Raw genomic sequence first — 26,041 nt, forward strand, 5'->3', positions numbered from 1 at the left:
TGCGAGTTTCGAGACGTAAGTTTACGCATTCCGGGGGAATAAACTCCCAACCCTCAAGCCAAAACCGCACCACCGCGGTGCGAATTGTGCCGCCCTGACCCCAAATTGGGCTGCGCCGTAAATTCAGAAAAACCGCCGTTTCCATACCTAAAAGCGACCCCTACAATTTAATTTACGACATTTTTACCGTAATTCGCGGATTTTCATACCCATTTACGTCACGTCCCCAAAGTGCGGGTTGACAGTGCGCGGCTAAACCGCCAATCTTTTATTAAATGACTATTTAATTAAAAAAGAGTGCAGCGCCCCTATGCCCAAGGTCGGGATGCCAGAAATCCGAAAACCCCAGCTGATCAAGGCAACCATGCAAGCCATTGATTCAACCGGTCTGCAGAAAGCCAGCGTCGCGATCATCAGCCGCTACGCCGGCGTGTCACCGGCGATTATCAACCACTACTTCGGTGGCAAGGATGGATTACTCGAGGCGACCATGCGCTCGGTACTGAAGGATCTTTCGGATGCGGTAAGAGACCGTCTTGGCGACACGGACCCCAATGATGTTGTCGCTCGCATCAAGGCGATCGTGGGCGGTAACTTCGACAGCAGTCAGCTGGACTCCAAAGTAGTCAAAACCTGGCTGGCGTTCTGGTCCCAGGCCATGCATCACCACGCCCTGTTCCGGCTGCAACGGGTCAACGAGCAGCGCCTGCTGTCTCATCTGCGGCGAGAGCTCAAGCGGGTCATGGAACCCGAACGGGCCCAGTTTGTCGCCCAGGGCATCGCCGCACTGATCGATGGCATCTGGTTGCGCGGTGCCCTGACGCCAGGTGGCATTAATGGTGAGCTGGCACAGCGCATCATCACCGATTACCTGGAGCGGCAGCTGCCGCCGAGTGCAATCACCGAACATCGCTTAACCCGGACAGCAAGGTAACTATGAACACTATTTCTCTCTACATTCATGGCGCTTACCGCAACGCCAGCAGCGGCGAAACCTTCGTGACCCGCAACCCCGCCACCGGCGAGACACTGGCCCAGGTACAGCAGGCCAATGAAGCCGACATTGAAGCCGCCCTGGCCTCATCCCGGGAGGGCTTTGCAATCTGGTCGGCCATGACGGGCACAGAACGCAGCCGCATCCTGCTGCGCGCCGTCGAGCTGCTGCGTGAACGCAATGACGAGCTGGCCCGCCTTGAGGTACAGGACACCGGCAAGCCGCTGCAGGAAGCGGACCTGGTGGACATTCACACCGGCGCCGATGTTATCGAATACTACGCGGGCCTCGCCGCCAAGATCCAGGGCGAGTATCAGGACCTGGGCAACGGCAACTTTTTCTACAGCCGTCGCGAACCGCTGGGCGTCTGTGCCGGTATCGGTGCCTGGAACTACCCGATCCAGATCGCCTGCTGGAAGGCGGCACCGGCACTGGCCGCCGGCAATGCAATGATCTTCAAGCCCTCGGAAGAGACTCCGCTGAGCGTCATGAAGCTGGCGGAAATATTTACCGAAGCCGGCCTGCCGGACGGTGTCTTTAACGTTGTGCAGGGCGATGGTCGCACCGGCGCCATGCTCAGCAATCACCCGGATATCGCCAAGGTGTCCTTCACCGGCGAATGTGGCACCGGCAAAAAGGTCATGAGCGCGGCGGCAGGCTCACTGAAGTCGGTCACCATGGAGCTCGGCGGCAAGTCCCCAATGATCGTGTTCCCCGACACCAAGGTGGAAACCGCCGTGTCCGGTGCGCTACTGGCAAACTTTTATACCCAGGGCGAAGTCTGCACCCACGGAACTCGTGTCTTCGTGCATGACGCCATTTATGATGAATTTATCGCCCAGCTGGAAGTACGCACGCGTGCGCTTCGCATCGGCGACCCGATGGATCCGTCGACCCAGATTGGTGCGCTGATCTCGGGCCAGCACATGGAAAAGGTACTGGGTATCATCGACGCTGCCCGCCAGGCCGGCGCCCGTCTGGTATGCGGCGGCAAGCGTGCCACCGGACCGGGGCTCGAGCGGGGCAACTTCGTCGAACCCACGGTCTTCGCCGACTGCACCGACGACATGCCCAATGTACAGCAAGAGATTTTTGGCCCGGTCATGTCAGTGCTGCGCTTTCACGATGAAGACGAAGTCATCCGCCGTGCCAACGATAACCGCTTCGGCCTGGCCGCTGGTGTATTTACGCGCGACTTCAGCCGTGCACACCGCGTGATCGCCCAGTTGCAGGCAGGTATCTGCTGGATTAATACCTGGGGGGCTTCGCCAGCCGAAATGCCGGTCGGCGGCTACAAGGAATCCGGCATCGGACGCGAAAACGGTATCGAGAGTCTTTATCAGTACACCCAGACCAAGAGTGTCTTTGTGGAGCTGGGCGAACTCGAGAACCCCTATATATAAAGCAGGCAACAAGAGCAAAAGCGAAATAAACCAACAGGTGCGCAGACCCAGGTCTGCGCCGCTGTGGCTCCACGCCAGCCCGCAATACCCTACGGGCTGCCCTGGAGGTACAGAATAATGATAATTCAACAGGACTCACTATGACTTCCACCATCAAGAATGTACGCAACGGCCTTCTAACCCTGATGTGCGCCGCCGGTCTGAGCACCACCGCCATGGCGGCTGGTAGCTGTGATACCGTGCGTTTCGCCGACGTCGGCTGGACCGACATTACGTCCACCACCGCCGTAACCTCAGAGCTGGTAGAGGCCCTGGGCTACGAAAGCCGCACCGACCTGCTGTCGGTACCGGTGACCTACAACTCCCTGGCAGCCAATGATATCGACGTCTTTCTGGGCAACTGGATGCCCACCATGGAAGGCGATATCGCCAAGTACCGCGATGAAGGCTCGGTCGAAACCGTGCGTGCCAATCTCAAGGGCGCCAAGTACACCCTGGCCGTTTCCAAGGCCGCCTACGATGGCGGGGTCAGGACGTTTGCCGATCTGGCCAAATTCAGCGACGAGTTCAAAGGCAGCATTTACGGCATTGAGCCGGGTAATGACGGTAACCGCCTGATTCAGAAAATGATCGATGAGAACGCCTTCGAGCTGGGCGATTTCAAGCTGGTGGAATCCTCCGAAGCGGGCATGATGGCCCAGATCAACCGTTCCGCCCGTCGTAACAAGTGGATCGCCTTCCTGGGCTGGGCGCCGCATCCAATGAATGCCAACTTCGAGATGGAGTACCTCAGCGGCGGAGACGACTGGTTCGGGCCCGATTTTGGCGGCGCCACCGTCTATACCAATGTGCGCAAGGGCTATGTTCAGGAGTGCGCCAACATCGGCAAGCTGCTGTCCAATCTGGAATTCTCCCTGGCCATGGAAAATGAAGTGATGGGTGCCATTCTGGATGACAACCAGAAACCGCGCGACGCTGCCCGCGCCTGGTTGCAGAAGAACCCGCAGGTGCTGGATGTCTGGCTGGATGGCGTACAGACCCGGGACGGCAAACCCGGCCTCGCGGCGATCCGCACCCACCTCGGCCTCTGATCGTCTTAGATCCAAACACTGACCTTGAAACTCCCTGCTACCGCGCCTCACGGCGCGGTAAATGGCCCTGCTCATCCTGAGGAAACCTCCCATGAACTGGTTAACAGATCACAAGATACCCCTTGGCAGCTGGATGGAGCTTTTCGTCGACTGGCTGACTGGCAACGCCGCTGGATTTTTCGATACCATCGCCATCTCGCTGGAATGGCTGATCCTCAATATGGTCGCCATATTCCAGTGGTTTCCGGTCTATGTACCGATTGTGATGACCGCCGCCCTGGCTTGGCTACTGCACCGCAGTATTGGACTGGTAATCTTTGTGGTCGCCGCCCTGTTACTGATCCTGAACCTGGGTTACTGGCAGGAAATGCTCGAAACCTTTGTACTCGTACTGGCGGCCACCACGCTGTCGGTGCTGCTGGGTCTGCCCATCGGCGTGCTCGCCGCCCACAAGCCCTGGGTCTACACCATACTGCGTCCGATCCTCGACCTGATGCAGACAATCCCCACCTTCGTTTACCTGATCCCGACCCTGGTCCTGTTCGGTCTTGGCGTGGTGCCGGGCCTGATCTCCACCATCATCTTTGCCATCGCCGCCCCCATACGCCTCACCTACCTGGGTATCAGCAAGGTGCCGGAAGAACTGATCGAAGCCGGCCGGGCATTTGGTGCCACGCCGCTGAAACTGCTGGTCAAAGTAGAGCTGCCCGCCGCCATGCCCAATATCATGGCCGGCGTCACACAGTGCATCATGCTGTCGCTGTCGATGGTGGTTATCGCTGCTCTGGTCGGCGCCGATGGTCTGGGCAAGCCGGTGGTACGCGCACTCAACACCGTGAACATATCCCAGGGCTTTGAAGCTGGCCTGGCCATCGTGCTGGTTGCCATCATCCTGGATCGCATCTGCAAGGCGCCTAACGCCAAAGAGGAGGCTTGAACATGTCCGTAGCCGTCAGTATCAAGAATCTGGATGTGGTGTTTGGCAAGAACGTCCAACCGGCGCTGAGCCTGCTGGAGCAGGGTAAAACACGCCAGGAAATCATTGAGGCCACTGGCCAGGTGGTGGGCGTACAGAACGCCAGCATCGAGGTACAGCGGGGCGAGATCTGCGTGCTGATGGGGCTGTCCGGCTCCGGCAAGTCCAGCCTGCTGCGCGCGGTGAACGGCCTCAACCCCATCAGCCGCGGCGAACTGCTGGTGCAGGATGGCGACCAGATGGTCAATATGGCCAGCTGCGATGCCAATACCCTGCGTCACATGCGCAGCAAACGTGTCTCCATGGTGTTTCAGAAGTTTGCCCTGATGCCCTGGCTCAGCGTGCTGGACAACGTCGCCTTCGGACTTGAAATGCAGGGTATCGGCAAGGATGAGCGCCGGCGCCAGGCGATGGAAAAACTTGAGATGGTGGGCCTCGACGAGTGGAGCAACAAGCTGCCCCACGAACTGTCCGGCGGCATGCAGCAGCGCGTCGGCCTGGCCCGCGCCTTTGCGATGGACAGCGACATCCTGCTGATGGATGAACCCTTCTCGGCGCTGGACCCGCTGATCCGCAACCAGTTACAGGACGAACTGCTCGAACTGCAGCGCAAGCTCAACAAGACCATCATCTTTGTCAGCCATGACCTGGATGAAGCGCTAAAGATTGGCACCCATATCGCGATCATGGAATCGGCGCGCATCATTCAGCATGGCCGCCCCGAAGACATCGTTCTCAACCCCTGCAACGAGTACGTGCGCAACTTTGTCGCCCATACCAACCCGCTGAACGTGCTCAAGGGCCGCTCGCTCATGACCGGACTGGATCAGCTGGAACGCCTCGACGAGATGCTGGTCCTGAACCGCGAGGAAAACAGCTGGTTTAACATGAATGCCGACGGTCAGCTGCTGTCTGCTCACCGGCAGAAACAGGCGCTCCAGCTGCACAAATGGGAAAACAGCAGCTCGCTGAACGACCTCAACGAAGGCACCCTGGTCATTGCCAGCCCGGATATTTCGATGCGCCAGGCACTGGAAATACGCTACCAGACCGGCCTGCCGGTGCTGCTGCAGGAGGCCAGCGGACTGGTGGGCGTGCTGCGTGACCGCGACTTCTACCATGCCCTGCTGGGCAAGCACTTCGATACCGCGTCGGCCTGAATTCGACCCACTATCGAATGCGTTAATAGTCCAGCATCAGTCGTTTTTAACCGCCTTATGTCCGGCGCCGGAGTCTGCATTAGTCTTGCAGACTCCGGCGCTGAACAGCGCCACGATCTCGCAATACCACAACAAAAAAGATAAGGAAGTTTTATGAAACCAATCAAGACCTTGGGACTTGCTGCACTGTGCAGCCTGTGGGTATCGGGCACGGCGATGGCGGCCCCCATTAAGAATGTCATTCTCATGATTGGCGATGGTATGGGACCTCAGCAGATTGGCCTGCTGGAGAGTTATGCTCAGCTTGCTCCCATGTCGAGCTACCAGGGCCGTGATACCGCCCTCAATAGTCTGGCCCGCGAAGGCATTACCGGCTTTTCGATGACCTATCCCAAGGATGCTATCGTCGTCGACTCAGCCTGTTCCGCCACGCAACTCGCCTTGGGGCGCAGTGCTGTGTCCGAGGTTATTGGCGTCGATGATCAGGGATACCCGCAGGAGACGGTGCTCGAAAAGGCCAAACGCCTTGGCAAGGCAACCGGCCTTGTTTCCGACACTCGCTTGACCCATGCAACCCCCGCCGCCTTTGCCGCCCATCAGCCGCATCGATCACTGGAAAACGAGATTGCAGTGCAGATGCTTGAAACCGGCCCTGATGTGATGCTGTCCGGGGGGCTGCGACACTGGATACCGCAGGAAGCTAACGACAAGGGCGAGGTCTATCATCAGTTACAGGCCATGGCAGGCGACAGTTTCCAACTCAAATCCAAGCGCAAGGACAGCCGCAATTTGTTGACTGAAGCCCAGGCCCGGGGCTATCAGCTGGCGTTCAACCGAGCACAGCTTGGCGCCGCGGACCGTTCTGGCAAATTGCTGGGCCTGTTCGCCGACTCCGGCATGATGGACGGTATTCGCTACAGCCAGACACACGAGGATGAAGCACGCAGTGAGCCGACCCTGACCGAGATGACCGCAAGCGCACTGGATGTGCTAAGCAAGGATGAAGACGGATTCTTTCTGATGGTGGAAGGTGGGCAAATTGACTGGGCCGGCCACAACAACGATACCGGCACCATGCTGCACGAGATGGTTAAATTCGATGAGGCCATCGGCTATGTGCAGCAGTGGGCCCAGGGACGCGATGATACCCTGATCATTGTTACGGCCGACCACGAAACCGGCTCCTTCGGCTTCAGTTATTCAGCGGCCAACCTGCCCAAGGCATCTTCGCTGCCAGGCCCGGCGTTTGAATCCCGCCAGTACCAGCCGAACTTCAACTTCGGCACGACCAGCCAGCTCGATGACATTTATGCCCAGCGCAAAAGCTTTCCGGACATGATGAGCGAATTCGCGGAACTGGCACAGGCCGACCGTACCGCCAGCAACCTGGCCGGTATTATCAGTGCCAATAATGCCTACGCCATCACCGAAGAGCAGGCCACGCGGATTCTGGCGATGACCGACAATCCTTACCTGGCGTCGGATCACAGTTACCTGTCCGCGGAGAAACTGCCCAAGGTGCAGGACTTCCAGGCATTTTACGTCTATGGCGACGAGATTCAGTACGACCTTATCGGACGAGAACTGGCCCAGGCGCAGAATGTGGTCTGGGGCACAGGTACCCACACCAGCACTCCGGTTAACGTGATTGCCTGGGGGCCGGACGCGGCAATCCGCCCGCTATCCGGCCTGTTGCACCATACCGAGATCGGTCAGCACCTGCAGGCCGTAATGGATGCTCCCGCCCCGTAAACTTGCAGTAATTGCCAGCGCGATTGTGCAACCACTGCCTTGAGTGCATCGCAAGGCAGTGGTCTGCCGGAAAAGCACAGGCCCCGCGAATTCGACGGGGCCTGTGTTTTTATGCCATGACTCAAGACCGGTTCTTCAAGCCGATCACCTCATACACCTCCAGCGGCTTCTGCTTGCCCTTCACCCGAATACGCTGCAGTGGCCGCACCTCCACATCCGCCTGCACCGCAGCGTAGATCTGCGCGCTGATCAGGATCTGGTTGATACCGCTGTGCTCCTGCAGGCGTTTGGCGGTGTTCACATCATCGCCGATGGCGGTATATTCAATACGCTCTTGGGTTCCGATCAGGCCCAGTACGGCATCTCCCATATGGATGCCGATACCAAAGGACAGTCGCAGCGGGGCCGGCAGCTCCTGGTGCAGTGCCGCGATCGCGCTACGGATCCGCAACGCCGTGCGTACCGCCCGCAGGGCGTGATCCGCCTGCGGCAGTGGGGCATTGAACCAGGCCATGATGGCATCGCCGAGAAACTTGTCGATTGTGCCTTCCTCCGCCAGTACCGCATCAGCCATGGCCCCCAGATAACGGTTCAGCAAGCCTACCAGCTGTTCCGGTGCCATCTGTTCGCTAATACGGGTAAAACCATGAATATCGGCGAATATTGCCGTGATTTCTGAGCGTTTTCCCCCCAGCTCCAAACGGTCTGGATCAAGCTGGTCCAGAATTGCCGGTGATACCATGTGTTCCAGCAAGCGACGCTGCGACTCCATCTGCTTCATTTCGGTCACGTCATCGATCACGATGGCGATGCCCTGCGTCTGTTCGGCACCCCGTAATGCCGACAGGTTGACGCGTAGATGTACCAATCCGCGCTCGGGTAACTCCGCACAGACCTCAAGGCCGATGACCGGCCGGTGGGACTGCATAACGCCCTCAACATGGGGTAGTACCAGCTGCCCCAGCGGTGACAACAGGCCGCCGATCGTCTGACCCACCAGCCCGCTGCTGTCGCTGTAGCCCAGGATTCGCAGCGCCGCCAGATTGCACAGTGAGATCCGCCCCTGCAGGTCGGTCGTCAGCACCCCGCTGACAATGGAGGAAAAGACATTGTCGAGCAGGTTTTTCAGTTCTGTCGCCTCGGTCAGGGACTGACGCAACTGCTTTTCCCGCGCCTGCAGCTGAGCCGCCATATGGTCGAACGCATTACCGAGCTGGGTGAGTTCGCCGTGACCGGGAGCCAACCGGGTACGGGTCGTGAGGTCTCCTGTCTGCAGCCGGTCCACGCCCTCACGCAGCTGTTCCAGGGGTTGGAGAATCTGTCGTCGGGTAAAACGCACGATACTGCGCACCAGTAGCCACGCCAATACCAGCGCCAGCAGCATAATCACCACACGGACCAACACAGGACCCAGCGCTTCTTCCAGTGGCTGCTCGACGATGGCATACCAGGGTGCCAGTTCCATGCGCATGCCAAAACCGATCACCGGGTTGGCATCGAGGCTGGAATAATAATGCAGACCACCATCACCAATATCGCCGGGCGACAGGCCAAGCTGCTGCTCCAGCGTGGCATCGCTGTACAGCAGGCGCAGGTTGCGATGCGCCACCAGATGCCCGCGTTCATCAGCGATGTAGATATAGCCGCTATCACCCACCGCCAGACTGATGGCAATGTTCCACAGGGTGGTCAAATCGAACCGCGCCACCAGCGATGCCGAAAATACACCCAGTTCATTGGTCACCGGGGCTGCCAGGGTGACAGTCGGCACACTGAATTCGCCAAAATCGACAGGCCCCAGATAACTGTTGCCCAGCCGAACCGTGGCAAACCAGGGCTGTTCGCGTCGCGGGGCCTGATCTGGCCGCCCAGCCCGGCTGCGCTGTAAAAGCACCTGACCGGCGGGATCAATCAACTCCAGCTCGAACAGGGTCGGCCGGCGGGCAATCAGCTGACGCATCAGGTTGCCCTTGTCCCGGGTCTGGCTCAGCGCAGCAGCCGTGGCAACCAGGTCACTGCGAACATCCAGCAAATACGAATCGAAGGCATGGGTTGCTGTCAAACCGGCGACACGGAACTGGCGCTCCAACCGGTCCTTTGCCCCCAGCAAGCTGATCATAATGGCCACGGCAAGCCCGAACAGGGTGATACAGGCCAGCAGCAACACACGCTTATGCAGGCGCCGTCCGAGGGAGCCTGTTTTATCAATAAGCCTGTGCTTGATACCCATGGCGGTCACGGCCTGGCCTCTACTTCTGGAATTGCACCACGTTCTCCGCGGTAATGAGGTGGATGTTGTCCCACAATTGCACGGGCGGAAAAGACGCCCCTGATTCGAGATGGCGCACCATCAGCTGCACGGCGCTGAACGCCTGTAACTCGGGTTGCTGGGCGACGGTAGCGTGAATACGGCCCGCGCGGATTGCCAGCAATGCATCGGCATTGGCGTCAAATCCGGTGATAATGATGCCCTGGCGATTCACAGCCTCGATCGCATCGGCGGCACCGAGGGCCATGACGTCATCCGCCGCCAGGATGGCATCGATGGTATGAAAACGCTGCAACCAGCCGGCGGTAATATCCTGCGCCCGGTCGCGCTGCCAGCCGCCGGACTCCAGCCCCAGCACATTGATGTTTCCCTCACGCAATCCTGCCATCATGCCGTTGCGCCGATCGAGCGCATTCTGATTTCCGGCAGGCCCTTCCAGAATCAGTACATTGCCCTGGCCTTCCAGCTGCTCGACCACCCAGCGCCCCAGCAGCCGCCCGGCTTTGAAGTTGTCGAAACCGATAAAGGTGAGGGTACCCTCGGCATTCAGCGGCGTGTCATAGACGATCACCGGCAGCCCGGCCCTGACAGCCTTCTCGACCACCGGCGACAGACGATAGCTGTCCAGCGGTGCAATGATGACACCGTCGGTGCGCCCCTTGGCGATCAGGTTGTCCAGGCTCTTTATCTGGGCCTCGACACCGTATTGCGCCACGCCCAGCGACGTCAGGTAAATCCCCATGTTTTCACGGGCCCGCTCGGCTCCTGCCTGGGCACGACGCCAGTACGGGTTGGCCCAGGCATAGTTTTTCATCAGGAAGGCGATGTGCCAGGGCTTTCCGGCCTTGATGCGCACAGTCGGCCCGATCGGGTTACGGGCCGAGGCGGTACTGGCGACATTTTCAGCCAGAACCCGGGATGGCTTTACCATGCGCGCTGCTTCAGGCTTGTCCGGATCGCAGGCCGACAGCAATCCGGCAATCAGCAACAGAGTGCCGCAAAGCGAAATCGAGGCGCTCCACCGGCTCAGCACAAGTCTGCCTTGTCTGATCATCGTGCTTCCTCATCGTCACGACCCGCCGGGCCTCCCTGACCGGTATGCGTCGCATTGTGTGGAGTAACACCGTCAGTCTAAGCAACTTCCGTCAGATTAGCCTTCAGGCTATTAACCGAGCGATAACACAGGCCGCCGCAATCCTGTGGATAAGGTGTGTGTACACTTGAATGACTGCAGTCGACAAGTTTTCCACAGACACTTTTTCCCCGCTGTGGATTATTCCCTGATCAACTTTTTGAGACGCAGCAGTGGTGGGGGTCATAACCAATTGTTATGAGCTTGTGTGGAGCTTATACACAGACTTGTTCAAGTATTTTGTGCACAGTTTCTCGGAATTATAAAATAAATGTTATGCACACCCCGGTTATGCACAGAATGAAAACCGGCACCCGTGCCTTAACGCCCGACGACGTTATACATATAAGGTCGCCCGTTGCCCCGCTGCTTTTGTTCCACGCAGATGTCCGGGGCAAATAACAACAGGAAGTCCTTGAAGCTGGCTGCGCCGAAGGTTCGGGGGTCAAAGTCCGGTCGCTGGCGCTTGAGCAGGCTGCCGGCAAGGCCCATGTTCATCCAGCCTTCGTCGTCGGCATTTTCCCGCCAGGCCTTGATCAGCAGCCGCTTGATCTGATCCAGATCCGGATTGCCCGGCAGGGTTTCAGCCGGCGTATCGCCAAGGATCTCGGTGAAAATGAAGTCGTCGCAGGCGTTGCGAAAAGAAATGGGTGTTTTCTTTTCACCAAAGCCGAACACATAGATTTCCGACTGCTTGAGGCGCGATGCCAGACTGGTGAAGTCGCTGTCACTGCTGACGATGGCAAAGGCATCAAAGCGCTTGGAATACAGCAGATCCATGGCATCGATGATCATGGCGCCATCGGTTGAATTCTTGCCGGTGGTATAGGCAAACTGCTGACACGGCTGAATCGCCAGCTCGTTAAGGGTGGTACGCCAGTTCTTGAGGTTTTCCGACGACCAGTCACCGTAGGCACGCTTGACCACGATATGGCCGTGTCCCGACAGCTCATCCAGAATATGCTTGGTCTTGGAGCGCTGCGCATTATCGGCATCGATAAGTACGGCGATTTTCTTGTGTTGGTCCAGATCTTTCATGCCCTGATACCGCTCTATTGCCTGCTGCTGAAAGATTCAGCCTAGCGTCTGAAACGGATTCTGGGTAGCGGTTACGGCTGTGGCAGGCTCAGACTGCGACCGCCGGCCTGCGCAGACGCAATACCGGACGCTCGTCGATAAAGATATGAATCACGGCGGTGAACAACGCAATCGTCGCAGCAGACCACCAGACAATGTTGTATGTGCCTGTGGTGTCATACAGATAGCCGCCCAGCCAGACCCCCATGAAGGACCCCAGCTGGTGGTTCAGGAAGACAATGCCATACAGCGTGCCCATGTGACGCAGCCCGAACATCTGCGCCACCAGACCGGAGGTCGCGGGCACGGTAGCCAGCCATAGAAAGCCGGTGGCGATGGAAAACAGGTACACCGTCGTGATACTGATCGGTAGTAGCATAAACAGCGCGATAACCAATGCCCGCAACGCATAGATAATGCCCAGCAGGTTCTTTTTGGAATACTTGCCCGACCAGGACCCGAACAGCAGACAGCCAAAGATATTGAACAGCCCGATCAGCGACAGGCTGATCACGGCCACCTGGGGATCGAATCCACTGTCGGTGAGATACGCCGGCATGTGCACGGTAATAAAGGCCAACTGGAAACCGCAGACAAAGAAGCCCGCAATCAGCAACCAGTAATGCACATGGCTGGTCGCTTCTTTCAGGGCCTCCGGCAGGGTCTGTTCGGGATCAGCCGTGCCCTGTGTATTGGCCTTGTCCGCATCGCCGCGAAAGGGTGCGGACAGCAACAGCATACTCAGGGCGCCTCCTGCCAGCAGCAGCAGTGCCGTCTGCCAGCCGTAGCTGGAGATAAAGCTCTGCGCGACAGGAATCACCAGCAGCTGGCCGGCGGATCCCGCTGCGGTGCCCAGACCCAGTGCCAAGGCGCATCGTTCCGGTGCCACCATTCTGGCCAGTGCCGGCAAAACCACGCCAAAGCCCGTACCGGCAATGCCCATGCCCACCAGAATACCGGCACCGGTATGCAGCGCCCAGATACTGTCAGCGGTGGCGGTGATATAGAGTCCCAGCGCATAGACGATGGCACCGCCTATCAGGGTTCGCGTCGTACCAAAACGGTCAGCGACGGCGCCGGCAAACGGCTGGAACAACCCCCAGCACAGGTTCTGCAATGCCAGTGAGAAAGCGAATATCTCCCGGCCATAACCAAAGGTCTCGGAAATCGGCGCCATGAAAAAGCCCATGGAGGAACGCAGGCCAAAATTGATTGCCAGCAACAAACAGGCAAAGGCGACAAAGATACTCAGCAGCTTGACCGGGGTACGCATTGGACGCTATTCCATATCAACCGAGGCTAAGGGTCGGAAAAGAAGGGGCAGTGGCCAAGTATTGTAGCTTAGCCCTCAGCACTCAACCAAGTTACAGCAGGGTGTCGTCTGGGCATCACCCTCAACAGGGTTAGCGCAGCAATTCAGCATCAGAAATAGTAGCCCAGCGACAACACGGCTTCTTCGGCAAGATCCTTGCGGTACCCAAGACGCAGGTCGAGATTGGTGTCCAGCTGCTTTCTCAGCTCCAGCGTAATGCTGGCATGCGCGTCATGTGCGCCGTCCAGTCCCTGCCGCTGGGCAAGCTGCAGGCGCCCGCTATAGGCCTCTCCCAGATTCATATTGGCGAATACAGCTGCCTTCACGCTCAAATAGCCGCTATTTTGATACTTGTCCTGCAGCATGCCGCCTGCACTGATTCCCAGCAGCAGGTTCTGGCTGATGCGTCTCGCCTTGCCCAGAGCCCCTTCCGCCACCACAACAAGACACTCACTGCAGCCGAGACTGTCAGCCTGGGCACCGACTCTCAGCTTCCAGTAACGGCCACTGTCACCGGGCAAGCCGGTGACCGAATCATTCAGGCTCTCGAGGTTAATCAGATTGAACCGGCGCAGTTCGGTCTGGCCATTGAAGTGCACGGCCGTAATCTCGCCCATCGACAGCACCGAGTTTTTGATATGGCCGTTGCCAGAGTCCAGTACATCGTAATAGGCCGGCCGCAGACTCAGCAGCAGACCGTCACCCCGCACACTATTGTGTAGCGCCCCTAGACGTACCAGGCTGGGATCGCGCCCGTGGTGTGGCGCCGAACGCCGCTTTAGCGGCATCTCGGTCGCACCCGGCGGCAAGCTGAAGCGGGCCTGCAATACCCGCTGGTAATGGCGGTTGTTTGCATCCACGACGCCTTGCTCAGGCTCGCGAACATACTGGTAGTAATCCAGCAGCGTATCGAGAATACGCTGGCGTGCCGCCAGGTTCGATGCATTATCCAGCAGCCTGGGCAATTGATCGGGCTGCTGCGCCGCCGCCCTCACCGCCGCGCGCTCCGGCGCACTCAGCGCATAGAAACGTGTGTAAAGCCGGGTTTGCCGGGAGGGATGGTATCGCACCTCGCGAATCAGCGGCTGCCCGTGCAGTGTGCCTTGCGCCATTTTCTGGATCACCGCTTGCGGAATGGTGGCAACGCGGGAGTTGGGAAGGACATCGAGCCCCTCGATGATATTCAGCAGTTCGGCTATGCGGTAGGCGCAGTTCTTGCGGAAAAAATAATAGGTGTATTCACGCCGAAGCACCTCCCAGCCATGGGCAACCACGAAATCGACCTGGGCGCGGCTCAGGTTGAGTTCGTACTCCCACAGATCCCGCAACTCCACCTCGCCATAGACCCCAGTGTGAAAATAGTACTCAACTTCACTGAAACCACCGATATAGCCGCCAAAAACGCCTTTGTACATGTACCGCAGCGGATTTTCATTGGGCGGCACCACAGCGCCATAATTCAGACTGTTGTCCAGCAGCTGCGACTGACCGGAATCACCGGCGGAATTGAACTTGAGCAGGGTATGCCCATAGAACGAAGCCGGATTGCCCAGATAGCCGGTGGCGTATACCAGGCTGAGGGAGTCGATGCCATTGCGGCGATTCCATTCGGTGAAAGCCGCACACTCCAGGGCTGCCGGCGCCTTCAGCCCCAGAAGCTGACGGGTCCAGATAAAGCGTGCCGGAAAGCGGCACTGGGCGTGCGCGTCGGGATCGTTACCGGGTTCCAGGGCGAATGCATTCAGCGTCGCCTCGAACTCCGCCTGCGGATCCGTTGCGCCCGTGCCGGCCAGAAAGAACGCATCATCATGAATAGCACTGCGAAAACCACTGCTCGAACCGCTGTCTGGCTCATAGTGCAACAACTTTAGCCAGGTCGGCTCCAGCCAGGCGCGGGTTGCAGCGTCTATTGACGCCTGCTGCGCCTGGGCAAGACCGGGCCATAGAGGAGCCACTGCCATATAGCACAGCAGCACAAGAGTACGTATTGGCATGAGGGTACGGACTTTCAGAGTGGCGGGCTTGCCAGTGCAGGAGACTGGCGAGCCCGGGTCAGGCTCAGGCTGCGCAGTTGGCAGCAGCGGCATTCACCACATCATAGTAGATAGCGGCTTTTTCAATCTTGCTCTGGTCGGCATAACCGGCCACACCGACCTGCTGACCCATCTGGCTGCGCACGGTGTTGATCACAGCAGGCCGGGCACCCTGACGGCAATCCAGAATCTGCAGCATGGCGCTGAGGTGTTGACCCTCGCCCTGCGCTGTTTCTTCGGCCAGATTGTCATAGGTGTCCAGGATGAACTGAGCGACTTCGACATTGCGCTTGCTGCAAGTCTCCGGGCTGGAGGTTGCAGACGTCACCGCCGTGATGCCCAGATCCCAGATAATGTTGGAGGTCACCGCCGCCCAGTGGGTGGTCGGGAACAGTGCTGCCCCGATACCACAGTTCACATACGGATTAGGGCCGGAGCCGACAGGTTTGGTTTCTGCCAGGGTGGCAGCGGACATGCTCAACGCGGTGCCCGCGAGCACCAGAGATAACAGGTTGTGCTTGATGTTCATTCGTAGACGCCCCTCCAGGGCAAGTAAATCCATTTATCCGTGTTTTGCGCGCAGAGCCAGCAGCCCAAGGCAACAGACTCAAAAATACCGCACCGCCGTTCACCGTCAACAGAATACGCTAGCAACGCGCTGCATTTGCGCTAAAAGGCGCCGCTAATTCATAGAAAGTTCAGGCGCGCCGAGAATACAGCATGAACAGGGGCCGGGAAATAGGCAAAAAGCGTTAGAGCGCAATGGCAGCAGTGCACCGAACCTCGCTTCTAAGCAGCCGCGTCCGGCGGCTACGCTTTTTGGTTTGAGCCGCGCAGCGCTGATTATCGACATTACATTCAGCCCCCGGGCCAAGGCGATGCTATATTTTTTGAGCTCGTCGCTGTATGAAGTCTTGCACCGGCACGACTTCGAGTGGGGCACGGCAACCCACTGTGCACCGCTCATGCAGCTCAAAGGACTCGATAGAAACAAGGAGACGTTCATGCTTCGCCCCATACGGCGCGTTCTGCGCTTATGCTGTGCACTATTTCTGTGCCTTGCCCTTAGCCCTGCAATCGCAGTCGCCCAGAGTCAGGGATTCAATCAATTACCGGATTTCGTTGGCAGTATCCGCAGCGCGCGCTATGACGGTGTCAACGACGACCTTCTGACCGCGGGTCTAGGCCTGGCTGGCCTGCAGGCCGCGTCCCCGCCGGTGTCCAGCCCTCCGACCGCGCGCGATATCCGCCGCCTGGCGATCTATAACAATTACCGCGCGCTGGTCGACGTGGCCAGCAGTGGCGGTTTCGGCAGCCTGTTTGGACCCCGCACCAGCGTCGATGCCGACGGCAACGTCAACAGCGGCGGCAGCGGCATGATCGCGGGCACCGAGTACCTGGCCTATGCGGACGATGGCAGCGGCAGGCAGAATGTCACGCTGATGGTGCAGGTGCCGGCACATTTCAGCCTCGACAGCCCCTGTATTGTTACCGGCACGTCGAGCGGTTCGCGCGGCGTCTACGGCGCGATTAGCACCGCTGGCGAATGGGGCCTGCAAAAGGGCTGCGCGGTGACCTATGCCGACAAGGGCACCGGTACCGGGCTGCACGATCTCGCTGCCCATACCGTCAGCCTTATCGACGGTGAACGTGCCGATGCCATGGCGGCCGGCAGCTCGTCTAGCTTCACAGCCGATCTCGACGACCCGGCCCGCGCCGATTTCCTCGCAGAGTGGCCCAATCGCGTCGCCATCAAGCACGCGCATTCCAGGCAGAATCCCGAAGCCGACTGGGGCTTGCATACGCTGCAGGCGGTGCAATTTGCGTTCTACGTGCTCAACGAGCAGTTCGGCCCCGAACACAAACACCAGGGACACAAGGTCATATTGCGTCCCTCCAACACCCTCGTCATCGCCTCCAGCGCATCCAATGGCGCCGGCGCCGCGCTCGCGGCCGCAGAACAGGACGAGGGTCACTGGATCGACGGTGTCGCGGTCAGCGAGCCGCAGATCCAGCTCGTACCCGACGCCCGCGTCAGTGTGGAACGCGGTAAGCATTCGTTCACGGGTAGCGGCAAGGCGTTGTTCGATTACACGAGTTTCGCCAACCTTTACCAGCCCTGTGCCGCACTGTCGACGGGCGCTGCAGCGGCACCCGGTCGGACCTTCGTATCAGCCACGAGCGCTGCCAACCGCTGTGCCGCACTGCATGCCAATGGCCTGCTGAGCGCCAACGACTTGGCCGGTCAGGCGGAGGAGGCGCTGGAGCGCCTGGTCAACTATGGCTGGGAGCCGGAATCGGTATTGCTGCATGCGTCGCACTATGCCTTTGCGACGCCGGCGATCGCCCTGCTCTATGCCAACGCCTATGGCCGGTTTGGCGTCGAGGAACGCCTTTGCGACTACAGCTACGCCGGCGTCGACGCCACGGGAGCGCCGGCCGCCATATCGAGCACAAATCTGGATCTGAGCTTCGGTACCGGCAACGGCATTCCGCCGACGGCAGGCGCGCAAATCATCAACGACAATTCAGTCGGCGGGCCGCTGCGTGATGCAATGTCGATCTCGCCGTCAACCGGGCGGGCGGACTTCAACATTGACGGTGCGCTGTGTCTGCGCGATCTGCTGCAGGGGAGTTCCACTGACGCGCTGCGCGTACGGCAGGGTGTCAGCGAAGTACTGCACCAGGCGGATCTGCACGGCAAGCCAGCGATCATCGTGCATGGCCGTTCCGATGCACTGGTACCGGTCGGGTTCAGTTCAAGGCCCTATTTCGGCCTGAACCAGCTGGTCGAACAGGGCCGCAGCCGGCTGAGCTATATCGAGGTGACCAATGCCCAGCACTTTGACGCCTTTATCGACCATGCCGCCCTGCCGGGCTACGACAGCAATTTCGTGCCGCTGCACGTCTATCTGACCGACGCCCTCGACCTGATGTTCGATCACCTGAACGAGGGCACGCCCCTGCCACCGTCACAGGTGGTGCGCACCACGCCACGGGGCGGCGCACCTGGCGCTGCCCCGGCGCTGACCGCTGCCAACGTGCCACCGATCGCGGCGCAACCCGCGCCGGACGACCGCATCACGTTCCACAGCGGTACGGTGTACGTGCCAGACTAGCCCGTGTAGTCGCGGCCGCTTCCGATGCTTACGGCAACGCGAAGTGCAATCCCGGGCCCGGCGGGCTTGTACGTTGTGGGCAGCGACAAGACATCCACGGGATCGTGCTTCAGTCCAGCGAGGCCCCCTCCAATGGAGCAAGCTCGATCAGGCTCCATCCGGCGCAAGATGGCAGTATGGTCGGGTCGTTGACGGGAGGCGCCGGTGAAAGGGAAAGGCAACACGCATATCGAGCAACGGATCTGCCGGGTTCGCAGCTATATCGAGAGCAATCTGGATGCTGAACTCACGCTGGACGCATTGAGCGGTGTCGCAGGCTTTTCCAAGTATCACTTTCACCGGCTATTCAGCGCCTATACCGGTTTGAGCCTCATCCGTTTCGTACTGCTTGTGCGATTGAAGCGCGCTTCCTACCGGATCGCCTTCAAGGATGAGGTGAAAATTATCGACATAGCGCTTGAGGCGGGCTTTGACAGTTCCGAAGCCTTCTCCCGCGCATTCAAGCGGGAATTGGGCCAGAGCCCATCCGCATTCAAGACGAATCCCGAGTGGACGAAATGGCATAGGGCATTTCGCTTTCGTTTGCCCGGTACAGGAGACAGGAAAATGGACGTTGGCATAGTCGAGTTAGAAGAAATCAAGGTGGCTTACATCGAGCACAAGGGACCACCCGATCGGGTGCTGGATACGGCAGCACGTTTCATCGCGTGGCGCAAAGCTACGGGGCTGTCACCGGTTGGCAGCAGCAGGACCTTCGGGGTGCCTCATAACGACCCCAATACGACAAGGCCGGAGGATTTTCACTTCGATATCTGCGGCTCGGTCAGCTGCGACGTGCCGGAGAACGGCTACGGCGTGAAAACCGGCAGCATTCCCGGCGGGCGCTGCGCCATTTACCGTCATCGCGGCAGCCACGACCTGATCGATGAGAACATTTACGCGCTGTACCGTAACTGGCTGCCGAAGAGCGGGGAGGAATGCAGGGATTTCCCCTGTTTCTTCCAATACCTGAACTTCGCTCACGACGTGGATGAGTGCGACCTGTTGACCGATATCTACCTGCCGTTGAAAGGCTAGACGGCTGACTTCGCGCAGGCACTCCGCCTCGCGACAAGTGGAGTGGAGTGGCACGGTACCCGAAGTCGGGCAAAGTGCCGGGAACAGTTTGGCATATTGGCGCGCAGCGACGATCACCCGAAGGGCAGACTGGCCACGGGGTGGTGGCCAGCAATCGAACCCGGGGTCGATGGAGCCCAACCACTGAACGTTCAGACACAAAAAAGCCCCACTGTTGCTAGCGAGGCTTCTAGGTTTAACTTGGTGCTGTAGGCGGACCAAATTGCCGGGAGCAATTTGGTATATCGGCGCGCAGCGACGATCACCCGAAGGGCGAGCTACAGGGATGTAGCGAGTCATCGAACCCGGGGTCGATGAAGCCTCACCCACTGAACATCCAGCAGACACAAAAAAGCCCCACTATCACTAGCGAGGCTTTAAAGTAAGTTGGTGCCCGGAGGCGGAATCGAACCACCGACACGAGGATTTTCAATCCTCTGCTCTACCGACTGAGCTATCCGGGCAACTCAAGAGGCGCGTATTATTCTACGCGCAAGCCCCCTTGTCAATGCGATATTTCCATAAATTTCATGGGTTTTGCAGTAAATGCCAAATCCATTGGTATCACGGTTTACTGCAGATCAGTGATCATCCATATAACGCTTGGCCTGCTCCTGCCCCCGGGTCTGTGTGCCCCAGTCCAAACGGTGGTGCAGGGCGCTTTTGGCCAGTATGTAGCTGCTCACCGGCGTGGTAAGCAGCAGGAATACCGCAATCAGCAAGTGATGCGGATTCAGCATGCCGCTGTTCCAGGACGACAACAGCAGGGCACCGACCAGCAGCCCCCACATCCCCAGGGTGGTGGCCTTGGTTGGCGCGTGCAGCCGGGTATAAAAATCCGGCAGGCGCACCAGACCAAAGGAGCCCAGCAGTATAAAAGCGCCGCCGCCGAGTAGAAAAAACGAGACAATCAGTTCAAACCAGAATGGCACAGGTCGCTCTCCCTTGTAACAAAGCTTTTATTAACCAGACGATGGAAAAGACCTTCCGGCCCTGTACCGTCATCGCCCTTGAAATCAGTGTGTTTCAAGGGCTTGCGCTGCCCCATGATGGCGCCTCACTGCGCCACTGGATTATTCAATAATATCGCCCCGTAACAGGTACTTGCATACAGCAACGGTGCTGACAAACCCCAGCAGGGCGATCAGCAAGGCGGCCTCGAAATAGAGCGCGGTTACCTTCCAGACACCAAACATGATGATCAGCGCGCTGCTGTTGATATACAGGGTATCCAGCGCCAGAATCCGGTCCGGCAGGCTAGAGCGCGTACACAGGCTCCAGAGATTAAGCATCATCGCCAGGCAAAGCATGGCGAACACTAATGGTATAACCCAGCTCAGCATTCGAAAATCTCCCGCAGCCGCGCCTCGTAACGGCGCTTGATAGTCGCGATCAATTGCGCCTCGTCTTCCAGATCCAGCACATGCAGCAACAGCCGGCTCTGATCTGCTGATACATCGGCACTGACGGTCCCCGGCGTGAGGGAAATGGTGCTGGCCAGTACCGTGATCGGAAAGCCCTGCGTAATATCCAGCGGTACCTCGACGAAGGCCGGACGCAACTGCAGCCGAGGCCGCAGCATCAGGCGCGCTACCTGCATATTAGCCACCAGGATGTCCCACAGCACCAGAAACAGGTACAGCAGCGCCTTGATCGGACGTTTGATGGACGGCTGCGGATTACGCAGGCGCATTGTCAGCAACGGAATCAGCAGCGCCAGAACGGACCCCAACAGCAGATGGCCGGGGGCCAGCGTTTGATTCAGCAACAGCCAGACCACCAGCAACAGCAAGCTGGTATGGGGCAGTGGTAACCAGGTACGCATGTTATTTGACCTCCAGCTGAGCGAGCGGCAGCAGCACACTGCCGATCTGGCCATGCACATCATGCAGTTGCTGCGCCGTAGCGGCCGTCAGCTGCGTAACCGGGGCGGCAAAAATAGATAGCAGCAGCGGCATGGCAAGCAACAGCACAACCGCCAGAAGCTGCACTGGATGGGCCCTTTCCGTCTCGGCCGGGCTGCCTGCCAGATTCCAGAAAAGAGTACTCCCGGCACGGGAGAGCGCGATTAGCGCAACCAGGCTGCTGCCCAGCAGAAGTGGCCAGAGCCAGCTCATTTCCTGCACGCTACTGGCAGCATTCAGCATCAGCACCTTGCCGATAAATCCCGACAACGGTGGCATGCCGATGACCGCGATCGCGCCAATAAAAAACAGCGACCCCAGCAGCCTGTCCTGCCCAACTCCCCGAGCCGACACCAGCCGGTCGCGCACCTTGCCACGCTGGCGTGCAATCAGGTCGGCCAACAGGAAGAGTCCGGCGCTGATCAGGGTACTGTGCAACAGATAATACAGTGCTGCCGCCGTCGCGGTTTCACGCTGCAGCGCAATAACCGCCAGCAGCGAACCCACCGAGACGATGATCAGGTTGGCGATGAGCCGGCGCAGATCCTGCGCGGCCAGCGTGCCGATAGCACCGATCAGAATCGTCATCAGTGCCAACGGCCAAAGCCAGGGCCCGGCGATATGACTGAGCGTGCCGGCCGCCTCGCCAAAGATCATGGTAAAGACCCTCAGGATGGCATAGATACCCACTTTGGTCATGATCGCGAACAGCGCCGCCACCGCCGGTGTCGAGGCGGCATAGGCCGCCGGTAGCCAGAACTGCAGTGGCAGCATCGCCGCCTTTAACCCGAACACGATCAGCAGCATCAGACCACCGGCCTGCACCAGGGGCGCATCACGGGGATCAAGCAGCTGTACCTTGAGCGCCAGGTCAGCGATATTCAGGGTCCCGAGGGTGCCGTACAGAATACCCAGCGCAAACAGGAAAATGGCCGAGCCCGCCAGATTCAGAATCACATAGTGCAGACCCGCCCGGGTGCGCGTCTTGCCGCCACCGAACATCAGCAGTCCATAGGATGCAATCAGCAGAATTTCGAAAAATACAAAAAGGTTAAACAGGTCACCGGTCAGGAAAGCGCCATTGATACCCAGAATCTGGAACTGCAGCAACGGCTGGAAGAAGGATCCCTCTTCTTCCCGCGGACCAAAGGTATAGAGCAGCGAACAGAAGGCCAGTACGGATGTTAACAGCAGCAACAGGGTACTGAGACGGTCGGCCACCAGCACGATGCCAAAGGGTGCGGCCCAGTCGCCCAGGGCATAAACCTCGACCAGCCCCTGTTGTGCCTGTTTCAGCAGCACGGCACTGATCAGCACGGTCACACCTGACAACAGCAGCGCAAAGTTGCGCTGGCGGATACGGCTTGTACCGATCGGCGGCAGTAGCATCAGCAGGCCGGCAAGCAACGGCAGAATAAGCGGTAAAAGGATCAGATGCTGCATATCAGGTGCGTTCCTCTGAATCGGCATCGATGACCGGCACGCGACCGTCCACATGGTCGTTGCCAAGGTCTCCGCGGGCCCGCATGGCCAGAATCACCACAAACGCCGTCATGGCAAAGCCAATCACGATGGCCGTCAGCACCAGGGCCTGGGGCAGCGGATCGGAATGATCGCTCGAGGTGCCCAGCACGGCGGCACCTCCGACACTGAGCCGTCCCGAAGCGAACAGAAACAGGTTCACGCCATAGGACAGCAGGGTCAGACCGACCACCACCGGAAAGGTGCGTCCACGCAACAGCAGAAAAACACCCGAGGCAGTCAAAACGCCGACACAGGCGGCATAAAGGGCTTCCATTAATCTTGCTCCTTGGTCACGGGTCTTTCACTGGTCGTCATCTGGCCCAGATTCGCAAGAATCAGCAGGGTCGACCCCACCACGGTCAGATAGACGCCCAGGTCGAAGGTCATGGCACTGGCCAGTTCAAAATCGCCCACCAGCGGCAGGTGGAAGTGATCAAACCAGGAGGTCAGGAAGGGGCGGCCGAACAACCAGCTGGCCGCTCCTGTCAGGGTCGACAGCAGCACACCGCAGGCGATCACACGCGGATAGACCAGCTGCAGTCGCTCCTTCATCCAGTCCACGCCCTGAGCCACGTACTGCAGAATCAGCGCCACCGCCGTAACCAGTCCGGCGATGAAGCCACCGCCCGGCATATTGTGGCCGCGCAGAAAAATAAACACCGAAACCAGCAGTGCCAGCGGCAGTACGCTCTGGGATATCGTGGCCAGAATGAGCGGATGGCGGTCGCGGGCCCACTGCCGGCCGTCGGCATCGCCCGAGGGCATAAACAGGCGCAGTCCCGCCAGCAAGTTGTATATACCCAGCGCCGCGATTCCCAGCACCGTGATTTCACCCAGGGTGTCGAAGCCGCGGAAATCCACCAGAATAACGTTAACGACGTTGTCACCGCCGCCGCCGGTCTTGCTGTTCAGCAAGAAGAAGTCGGAAATCGTGCTGAAGCTGCGGGTCATCATGGCGTAGCAGATGCTGCCCATCAGGCCCCCAATCACAACGGCCAGTGAAAGGTCGCGCAGTATTCGCCCGGGGCGCGATTCCCTCGGGGTGCGCTGCGGCAGGAAAAACAGTGCCAGCATCAGCAGAATCAGCGTCACCACCTCCACCACCAGCTGTGTCAGGGCCAGATCCGGCGCAGAGAAACGCGCGAACACCAGCGATACGGCCAGCCCCACCACCGACAGCGTCAGCAGTGCAAGCACTCGGTGGCGGTTATAGATCACCGTCGCCAGGGCGCCGCAGCACAGCAACAACGCCACGGCCAGGGAGACGCCATCCACCGGCAGCTGAGGCCGGTTGCCCGTCAGCTTGACCAGATCGAGCATCGACGACGCCACCAGCACGACCCACATCAACAGCATCATGAGCAGGTAGCGTTGCAGGGACACTTTGTCGAGCCGTTCCATCAGCCAGCCAGCAGCTGCAACCAGACGACGCACTGCCCGTTCAAAGGCCTCGTTGGCATCGAACTCCGGAAACTGCTTCTGAAACGCATAGATATAACGCCGGTTAAAGTACACCAGCAGGCCACCGGACATCGCCACCAGACTCATGATCAGCGGCGTGTTGATACCGTGCCAGATCGCCAGGCTGTATTCAGGCAAATCCCCCCCCAGTACCGCAGAGGAGGCCAGGGCCAGCAACGGCCCGACCACCAGGCTCGGGAAAATGCCCACCAGCAGACAAAGTCCAACCAGAATTTCGACCGGCACCTTCATGTAGCGCGGTGGTTCATGGGGCGTTTTCGGCAGGTTGATTGGCTCGCCATTGAAAAACACATCGTGAATAAAGCGTATTGAATACGCCACCGAGAAGACCCCGGCCAGCGTCGCCAGCACTGGAATGATCCAGGAAAGCGAGCCCAGGAAGTGCTGCTGCAGGGTTTCGGCGAAGAACATTTCCTTGGACAGGAAACCATTCAACAGCGGTACGCCCGCCATGGCGAGCGCCGCCACCATGGCCAGTACGGCGGTATAGGGCATGTACTTCCACAGCCCATTGATGCGCCGCATATCACGTGAGCCACACTCGTGATCGATAATGCCGGCGGCCATGAACAGCGACGCCTTGAAGGTGGCATGGTTGATGATATGAAACACGGCTGCCACGGCCCCAAGTTTCGTACCGAGTCCGAAGAGCAGCGTAATCAGGCCCAGATGGCTGACGGTAGAGTAGGCCAGCAGGCCCTTGAGGTCATGCTTGAACAGGGCGAAGTAAGCGCCCACTAGCAGCGTCGTCAGGCCGGTCAGGCTGACCAGCACAAACCAGAGGTCGGTGCCGGCGAGCGCGGGATAAAGCCGCGCCATCAGGAACAGTCCCGCCTTGACCATCGTGGCCGAATGCAGATAGGCGCTGACCGGTGTCGGCGCCGCCATGGCATGGGGCAGCCAGAAATGGAACGGAAACTGGGCTGACTTGGTAAAAACGCCCAGCAGCACCAGCACCAGGGTAACCGGATACCAGGCATGGCTACGGATCAGGTCGCCGCTGGCCAGAACCGCATCAAGCTCGTAGCTGCCGACGATCTTGCCCAGCAGCAGAATCCCCGCCAGCAGCGCCAGCCCGCCGGCACCGGTCACGGTCAGTGCCATGCGGGCGCCCCGGCGCGCCTCACTATTGTGCCACCAGTAACTGATCAGCAGAAAAGAGCTGATGCTGGTGAATTCCCAAAACACCCATAACTGCAACAGGTTGCCCGACAGCACGATGCCCAGCATCGCCGTCATGAACAGCATCAGATAGGCATAGAGGCGTGGCAGAGAATCCTGCGCAGACAAATAGTAGCGCGCGTAAAGGATCACCAGCAGGCCAATCCCCAGGATCAGAATGGCGAAAAGCAGTGCCAGGCCATCAAAGCGAAAGCTGATGCTCAGGTTAAGCGCAGGAATCCAGTCCAGCTGCGCCAGGATCGAGCTGCTACCCTCGATTTGAGGAATCAGGCTCAGGGTCAGTATTAGCGCCAGCGCCGGCAGCGCCGCGGTGGCCCAGGCGCAAGCCGTGCGCCCCAAACTCGCCGTCAAAATCGGGACGAGTGCCCCCAGCAGTGGTAGCAGGGGTATCCACATGAGAGTCATGCCGTGTTCATTCCTGTTCCAGGCAGAATTGATAGTGAGCAGCCAGAATTCGACGGGCCGGTTTCATATCGACAAAGGGCCGGTGCAATAGCCGCCAACAGCCCGGCAGG

20 protein-coding genes and 1 tRNA gene are annotated in these 26,041 nt (G+C 59.1%); 8 read left to right on the forward strand and 13 right to left on the reverse strand.

The features are described from left to right. Positions 1–310 precede the first annotated feature (310 nt). The 6 genes from betI (at position 311) to F451_RS0100585 (ending at position 7,376) form a co-directional block, all read left to right on the forward strand. The gene (gene betI, locus F451_RS0100560; protein WP_020679392.1) at positions 311–934 is read left to right on the forward strand and encodes a transcriptional regulator BetI; all 624 of its coding nucleotides are present in this window, start codon (positions 311–313) and stop codon (positions 932–934) included. 2 nt (positions 935–936) lie between these two features. Then, positions 937–2,397 (forward strand): betaine-aldehyde dehydrogenase, encoded by a 1,461-nt coding sequence (betB, locus tag F451_RS0100565; RefSeq protein ID WP_020679393.1) that lies wholly within the window; start codon positions 937–939, stop codon positions 2,395–2,397. A gap of 140 nt (positions 2,398–2,537) precedes the next feature. Continuing rightward, entirely contained in the window at positions 2,538–3,488 is a 951-nt protein-coding gene (locus F451_RS0100570; protein ID WP_020679394.1) for a choline ABC transporter substrate-binding protein, read from the forward strand. 91 nt (positions 3,489–3,579) lie between these two features. Then, positions 3,580–4,425 (forward strand): choline ABC transporter permease subunit, encoded by an 846-nt coding sequence (gene choW / locus F451_RS0100575; protein ID WP_020679395.1) that lies wholly within the window; start codon positions 3,580–3,582, stop codon positions 4,423–4,425. Between the two features lie 2 nt (positions 4,426–4,427). Next, a complete protein-coding gene (gene choV / locus F451_RS0100580; protein WP_020679396.1) occupies positions 4,428–5,624 on the forward strand; it encodes a choline ABC transporter ATP-binding protein in 1,197 nt (398 codons plus the stop codon). Between the two features lie 153 nt (positions 5,625–5,777). Continuing rightward, complete coding sequence (locus F451_RS0100585) at positions 5,778–7,376, forward strand: alkaline phosphatase (RefSeq protein ID WP_020679397.1); 1,599 nt, start codon at positions 5,778–5,780, stop codon at positions 7,374–7,376. Positions 7,377–7,497: 121 nt separating this feature from the next. Here the strand turns inward: F451_RS0100585 and F451_RS0100590 are convergent, their stop codons facing one another. From F451_RS0100590 to F451_RS0100615, 6 genes are all read right to left on the reverse strand, one after another. Then, a complete protein-coding gene (locus F451_RS0100590; RefSeq protein ID WP_020679398.1) occupies positions 7,498–9,606 on the reverse strand; it encodes an adenylate/guanylate cyclase domain-containing protein in 2,109 nt (702 codons plus the stop codon). A 19-nt stretch (positions 9,607–9,625) separates the two neighbouring features. Beyond that, positions 9,626–10,699, reverse strand: a complete 1,074-nt coding sequence (locus F451_RS0100595) for a sugar ABC transporter substrate-binding protein (RefSeq protein WP_020679399.1) — start codon at positions 10,697–10,699, stop codon at positions 9,626–9,628. Positions 10,700–11,098: 399 nt separating this feature from the next. After that, positions 11,099–11,815 carry an NYN domain-containing protein gene (locus F451_RS0100600; RefSeq protein WP_020679400.1) on the reverse strand — a complete coding sequence of 239 codons (717 nt, stop codon included), beginning with the start codon at positions 11,813–11,815 and terminating at the stop codon, positions 11,099–11,101. An 88-nt stretch (positions 11,816–11,903) separates the two neighbouring features. Then, on the reverse strand, positions 11,904–13,127 hold the full coding sequence (locus F451_RS0100605) for an MFS transporter (protein WP_020679401.1): 1,224 nt from the start codon (positions 13,125–13,127) through the stop codon (positions 11,904–11,906). A gap of 149 nt (positions 13,128–13,276) precedes the next feature. Beyond that, positions 13,277–15,160, reverse strand: coding sequence for an Lnb N-terminal periplasmic domain-containing protein (locus F451_RS0100610; protein ID WP_169434402.1), 1,884 nt, complete (start codon positions 15,158–15,160; stop codon positions 13,277–13,279). 64 nt (positions 15,161–15,224) lie between these two features. Further along, positions 15,225–15,728: a DUF3015 family protein gene (locus F451_RS0100615; protein WP_020679403.1), complete on the reverse strand. Its 504-nt coding sequence runs from the start codon at positions 15,726–15,728 to the stop codon at positions 15,225–15,227. Positions 15,729–16,203: 475 nt separating this feature from the next. Here F451_RS0100615 and F451_RS0100620 point away from each other — a divergent pair, with 475 nt between their 5' ends. After that, positions 16,204–18,318: a D-(-)-3-hydroxybutyrate oligomer hydrolase gene (locus F451_RS0100620; RefSeq protein WP_156826321.1), complete on the forward strand. Its 2,115-nt coding sequence runs from the start codon at positions 16,204–16,206 to the stop codon at positions 18,316–18,318. Positions 18,319–18,522: 204 nt separating this feature from the next. Next, complete coding sequence (locus tag F451_RS0100625; RefSeq protein WP_020679405.1) at positions 18,523–19,395, forward strand: AraC family transcriptional regulator; 873 nt, start codon at positions 18,523–18,525, stop codon at positions 19,393–19,395. 427 nt (positions 19,396–19,822) lie between these two features. On the opposite strand, the gene F451_RS0100630 is transcribed toward F451_RS0100625, so the two are convergent. The 7 genes from F451_RS0100630 to F451_RS0100660 all read right to left on the reverse strand — a co-directional run bounded on the left by F451_RS0100630 (position 19,823) and on the right by F451_RS0100660 (position 25,931). After that, positions 19,823–19,898, reverse strand: a tRNA-Phe gene (locus tag F451_RS0100630). A gap of 117 nt (positions 19,899–20,015) precedes the next feature. Next, positions 20,016–20,366 carry a Na+/H+ antiporter subunit G gene (locus tag F451_RS0100635; protein WP_020679406.1) on the reverse strand — a complete coding sequence of 117 codons (351 nt, stop codon included), beginning with the start codon at positions 20,364–20,366 and terminating at the stop codon, positions 20,016–20,018. 141 nt (positions 20,367–20,507) lie between these two features. Further along, positions 20,508–20,777, reverse strand: a complete 270-nt coding sequence (locus F451_RS0100640; RefSeq protein WP_020679407.1) for a K+/H+ antiporter subunit F — start codon at positions 20,775–20,777, stop codon at positions 20,508–20,510. Further along, positions 20,771–21,259: a Na+/H+ antiporter subunit E gene (locus tag F451_RS0100645; protein WP_020679408.1), complete on the reverse strand. Its 489-nt coding sequence runs from the start codon at positions 21,257–21,259 to the stop codon at positions 20,771–20,773. The genes F451_RS0100640 and F451_RS0100645 overlap by 7 nt, the downstream gene beginning before the upstream one ends. Position 21,260: 1 nt before the next feature. Further along, positions 21,261–22,781: a monovalent cation/H+ antiporter subunit D gene (locus tag F451_RS0100650; RefSeq protein ID WP_020679409.1), complete on the reverse strand. Its 1,521-nt coding sequence runs from the start codon at positions 22,779–22,781 to the stop codon at positions 21,261–21,263. Between the two features lies 1 nt (position 22,782). Then, a complete protein-coding gene (locus F451_RS0100655) occupies positions 22,783–23,136 on the reverse strand; it encodes a Na+/H+ antiporter subunit C (RefSeq protein WP_020679410.1) in 354 nt (117 codons plus the stop codon). Further along, on the reverse strand, positions 23,136–25,931 hold the full coding sequence (locus F451_RS0100660; RefSeq protein ID WP_026291397.1) for a monovalent cation/H+ antiporter subunit A: 2,796 nt from the start codon (positions 25,929–25,931) through the stop codon (positions 23,136–23,138). The genes F451_RS0100655 and F451_RS0100660 overlap by 1 nt, the downstream gene beginning before the upstream one ends. Positions 25,932–26,041: the final 110 nt, after the last annotated feature.

The organism is Marinobacterium rhizophilum DSM 18822 (assembly GCF_000378045.1).
GTDB classification, from domain to species: domain Bacteria; phylum Pseudomonadota; class Gammaproteobacteria; order Pseudomonadales; family Balneatricaceae; genus Marinobacterium_A; species Marinobacterium_A rhizophilum.

Coding starts and splice junctions, on each gene's coding strand:
- F451_RS0100605 (WP_020679401.1), bottom strand. CDS start 13,127: ATGCGTACCCCGGTCAAGCTGCTGAGTATCTTTGTCGCCTTTGCCTGT.
- F451_RS0100655 (WP_020679410.1), bottom strand. CDS start 23,136: ATGGAAGCCCTTTATGCCGCCTGTGTCGGCGTTTTGACTGCCTCGGGT.
- F451_RS0100620 (WP_156826321.1), top strand. CDS start 16,204: ATGCTTCGCCCCATACGGCGCGTTCTGCGCTTATGCTGTGCACTATTT.
- F451_RS0100650 (WP_020679409.1), bottom strand. CDS start 22,781: ATGCAGCATCTGATCCTTTTACCGCTTATTCTGCCGTTGCTTGCCGGC.
- F451_RS0100585 (WP_020679397.1), top strand. CDS start 5,778: ATGAAACCAATCAAGACCTTGGGACTTGCTGCACTGTGCAGCCTGTGG.
- betI (WP_020679392.1), top strand. CDS start 311: ATGCCCAAGGTCGGGATGCCAGAAATCCGAAAACCCCAGCTGATCAAG.
- F451_RS0100610 (WP_169434402.1), bottom strand. CDS start 15,160: ATGCCAATACGTACTCTTGTGCTGCTGTGCTATATGGCAGTGGCTCCT.
- betB (WP_020679393.1), top strand. CDS start 937: ATGAACACTATTTCTCTCTACATTCATGGCGCTTACCGCAACGCCAGC.
- F451_RS0100595 (WP_020679399.1), bottom strand. CDS start 10,699: ATGATCAGACAAGGCAGACTTGTGCTGAGCCGGTGGAGCGCCTCGATT.
- F451_RS0100590 (WP_020679398.1), bottom strand. CDS start 9,606: ATGGGTATCAAGCACAGGCTTATTGATAAAACAGGCTCCCTCGGACGG.
- choV (WP_020679396.1), top strand. CDS start 4,428: ATGTCCGTAGCCGTCAGTATCAAGAATCTGGATGTGGTGTTTGGCAAG.
- F451_RS0100615 (WP_020679403.1), bottom strand. CDS start 15,728: ATGAACATCAAGCACAACCTGTTATCTCTGGTGCTCGCGGGCACCGCG.
- F451_RS0100570 (WP_020679394.1), top strand. CDS start 2,538: ATGACTTCCACCATCAAGAATGTACGCAACGGCCTTCTAACCCTGATG.
- F451_RS0100600 (WP_020679400.1), bottom strand. CDS start 11,815: ATGAAAGATCTGGACCAACACAAGAAAATCGCCGTACTTATCGATGCC.
- F451_RS0100640 (WP_020679407.1), bottom strand. CDS start 20,777: ATGCTGAGCTGGGTTATACCATTAGTGTTCGCCATGCTTTGCCTGGCG.
- F451_RS0100660 (WP_026291397.1), bottom strand. CDS start 25,931: ATGACTCTCATGTGGATACCCCTGCTACCACTGCTGGGGGCACTCGTC.
- choW (WP_020679395.1), top strand. CDS start 3,580: ATGAACTGGTTAACAGATCACAAGATACCCCTTGGCAGCTGGATGGAG.
- F451_RS0100645 (WP_020679408.1), bottom strand. CDS start 21,259: ATGCGTACCTGGTTACCACTGCCCCATACCAGCTTGCTGTTGCTGGTG.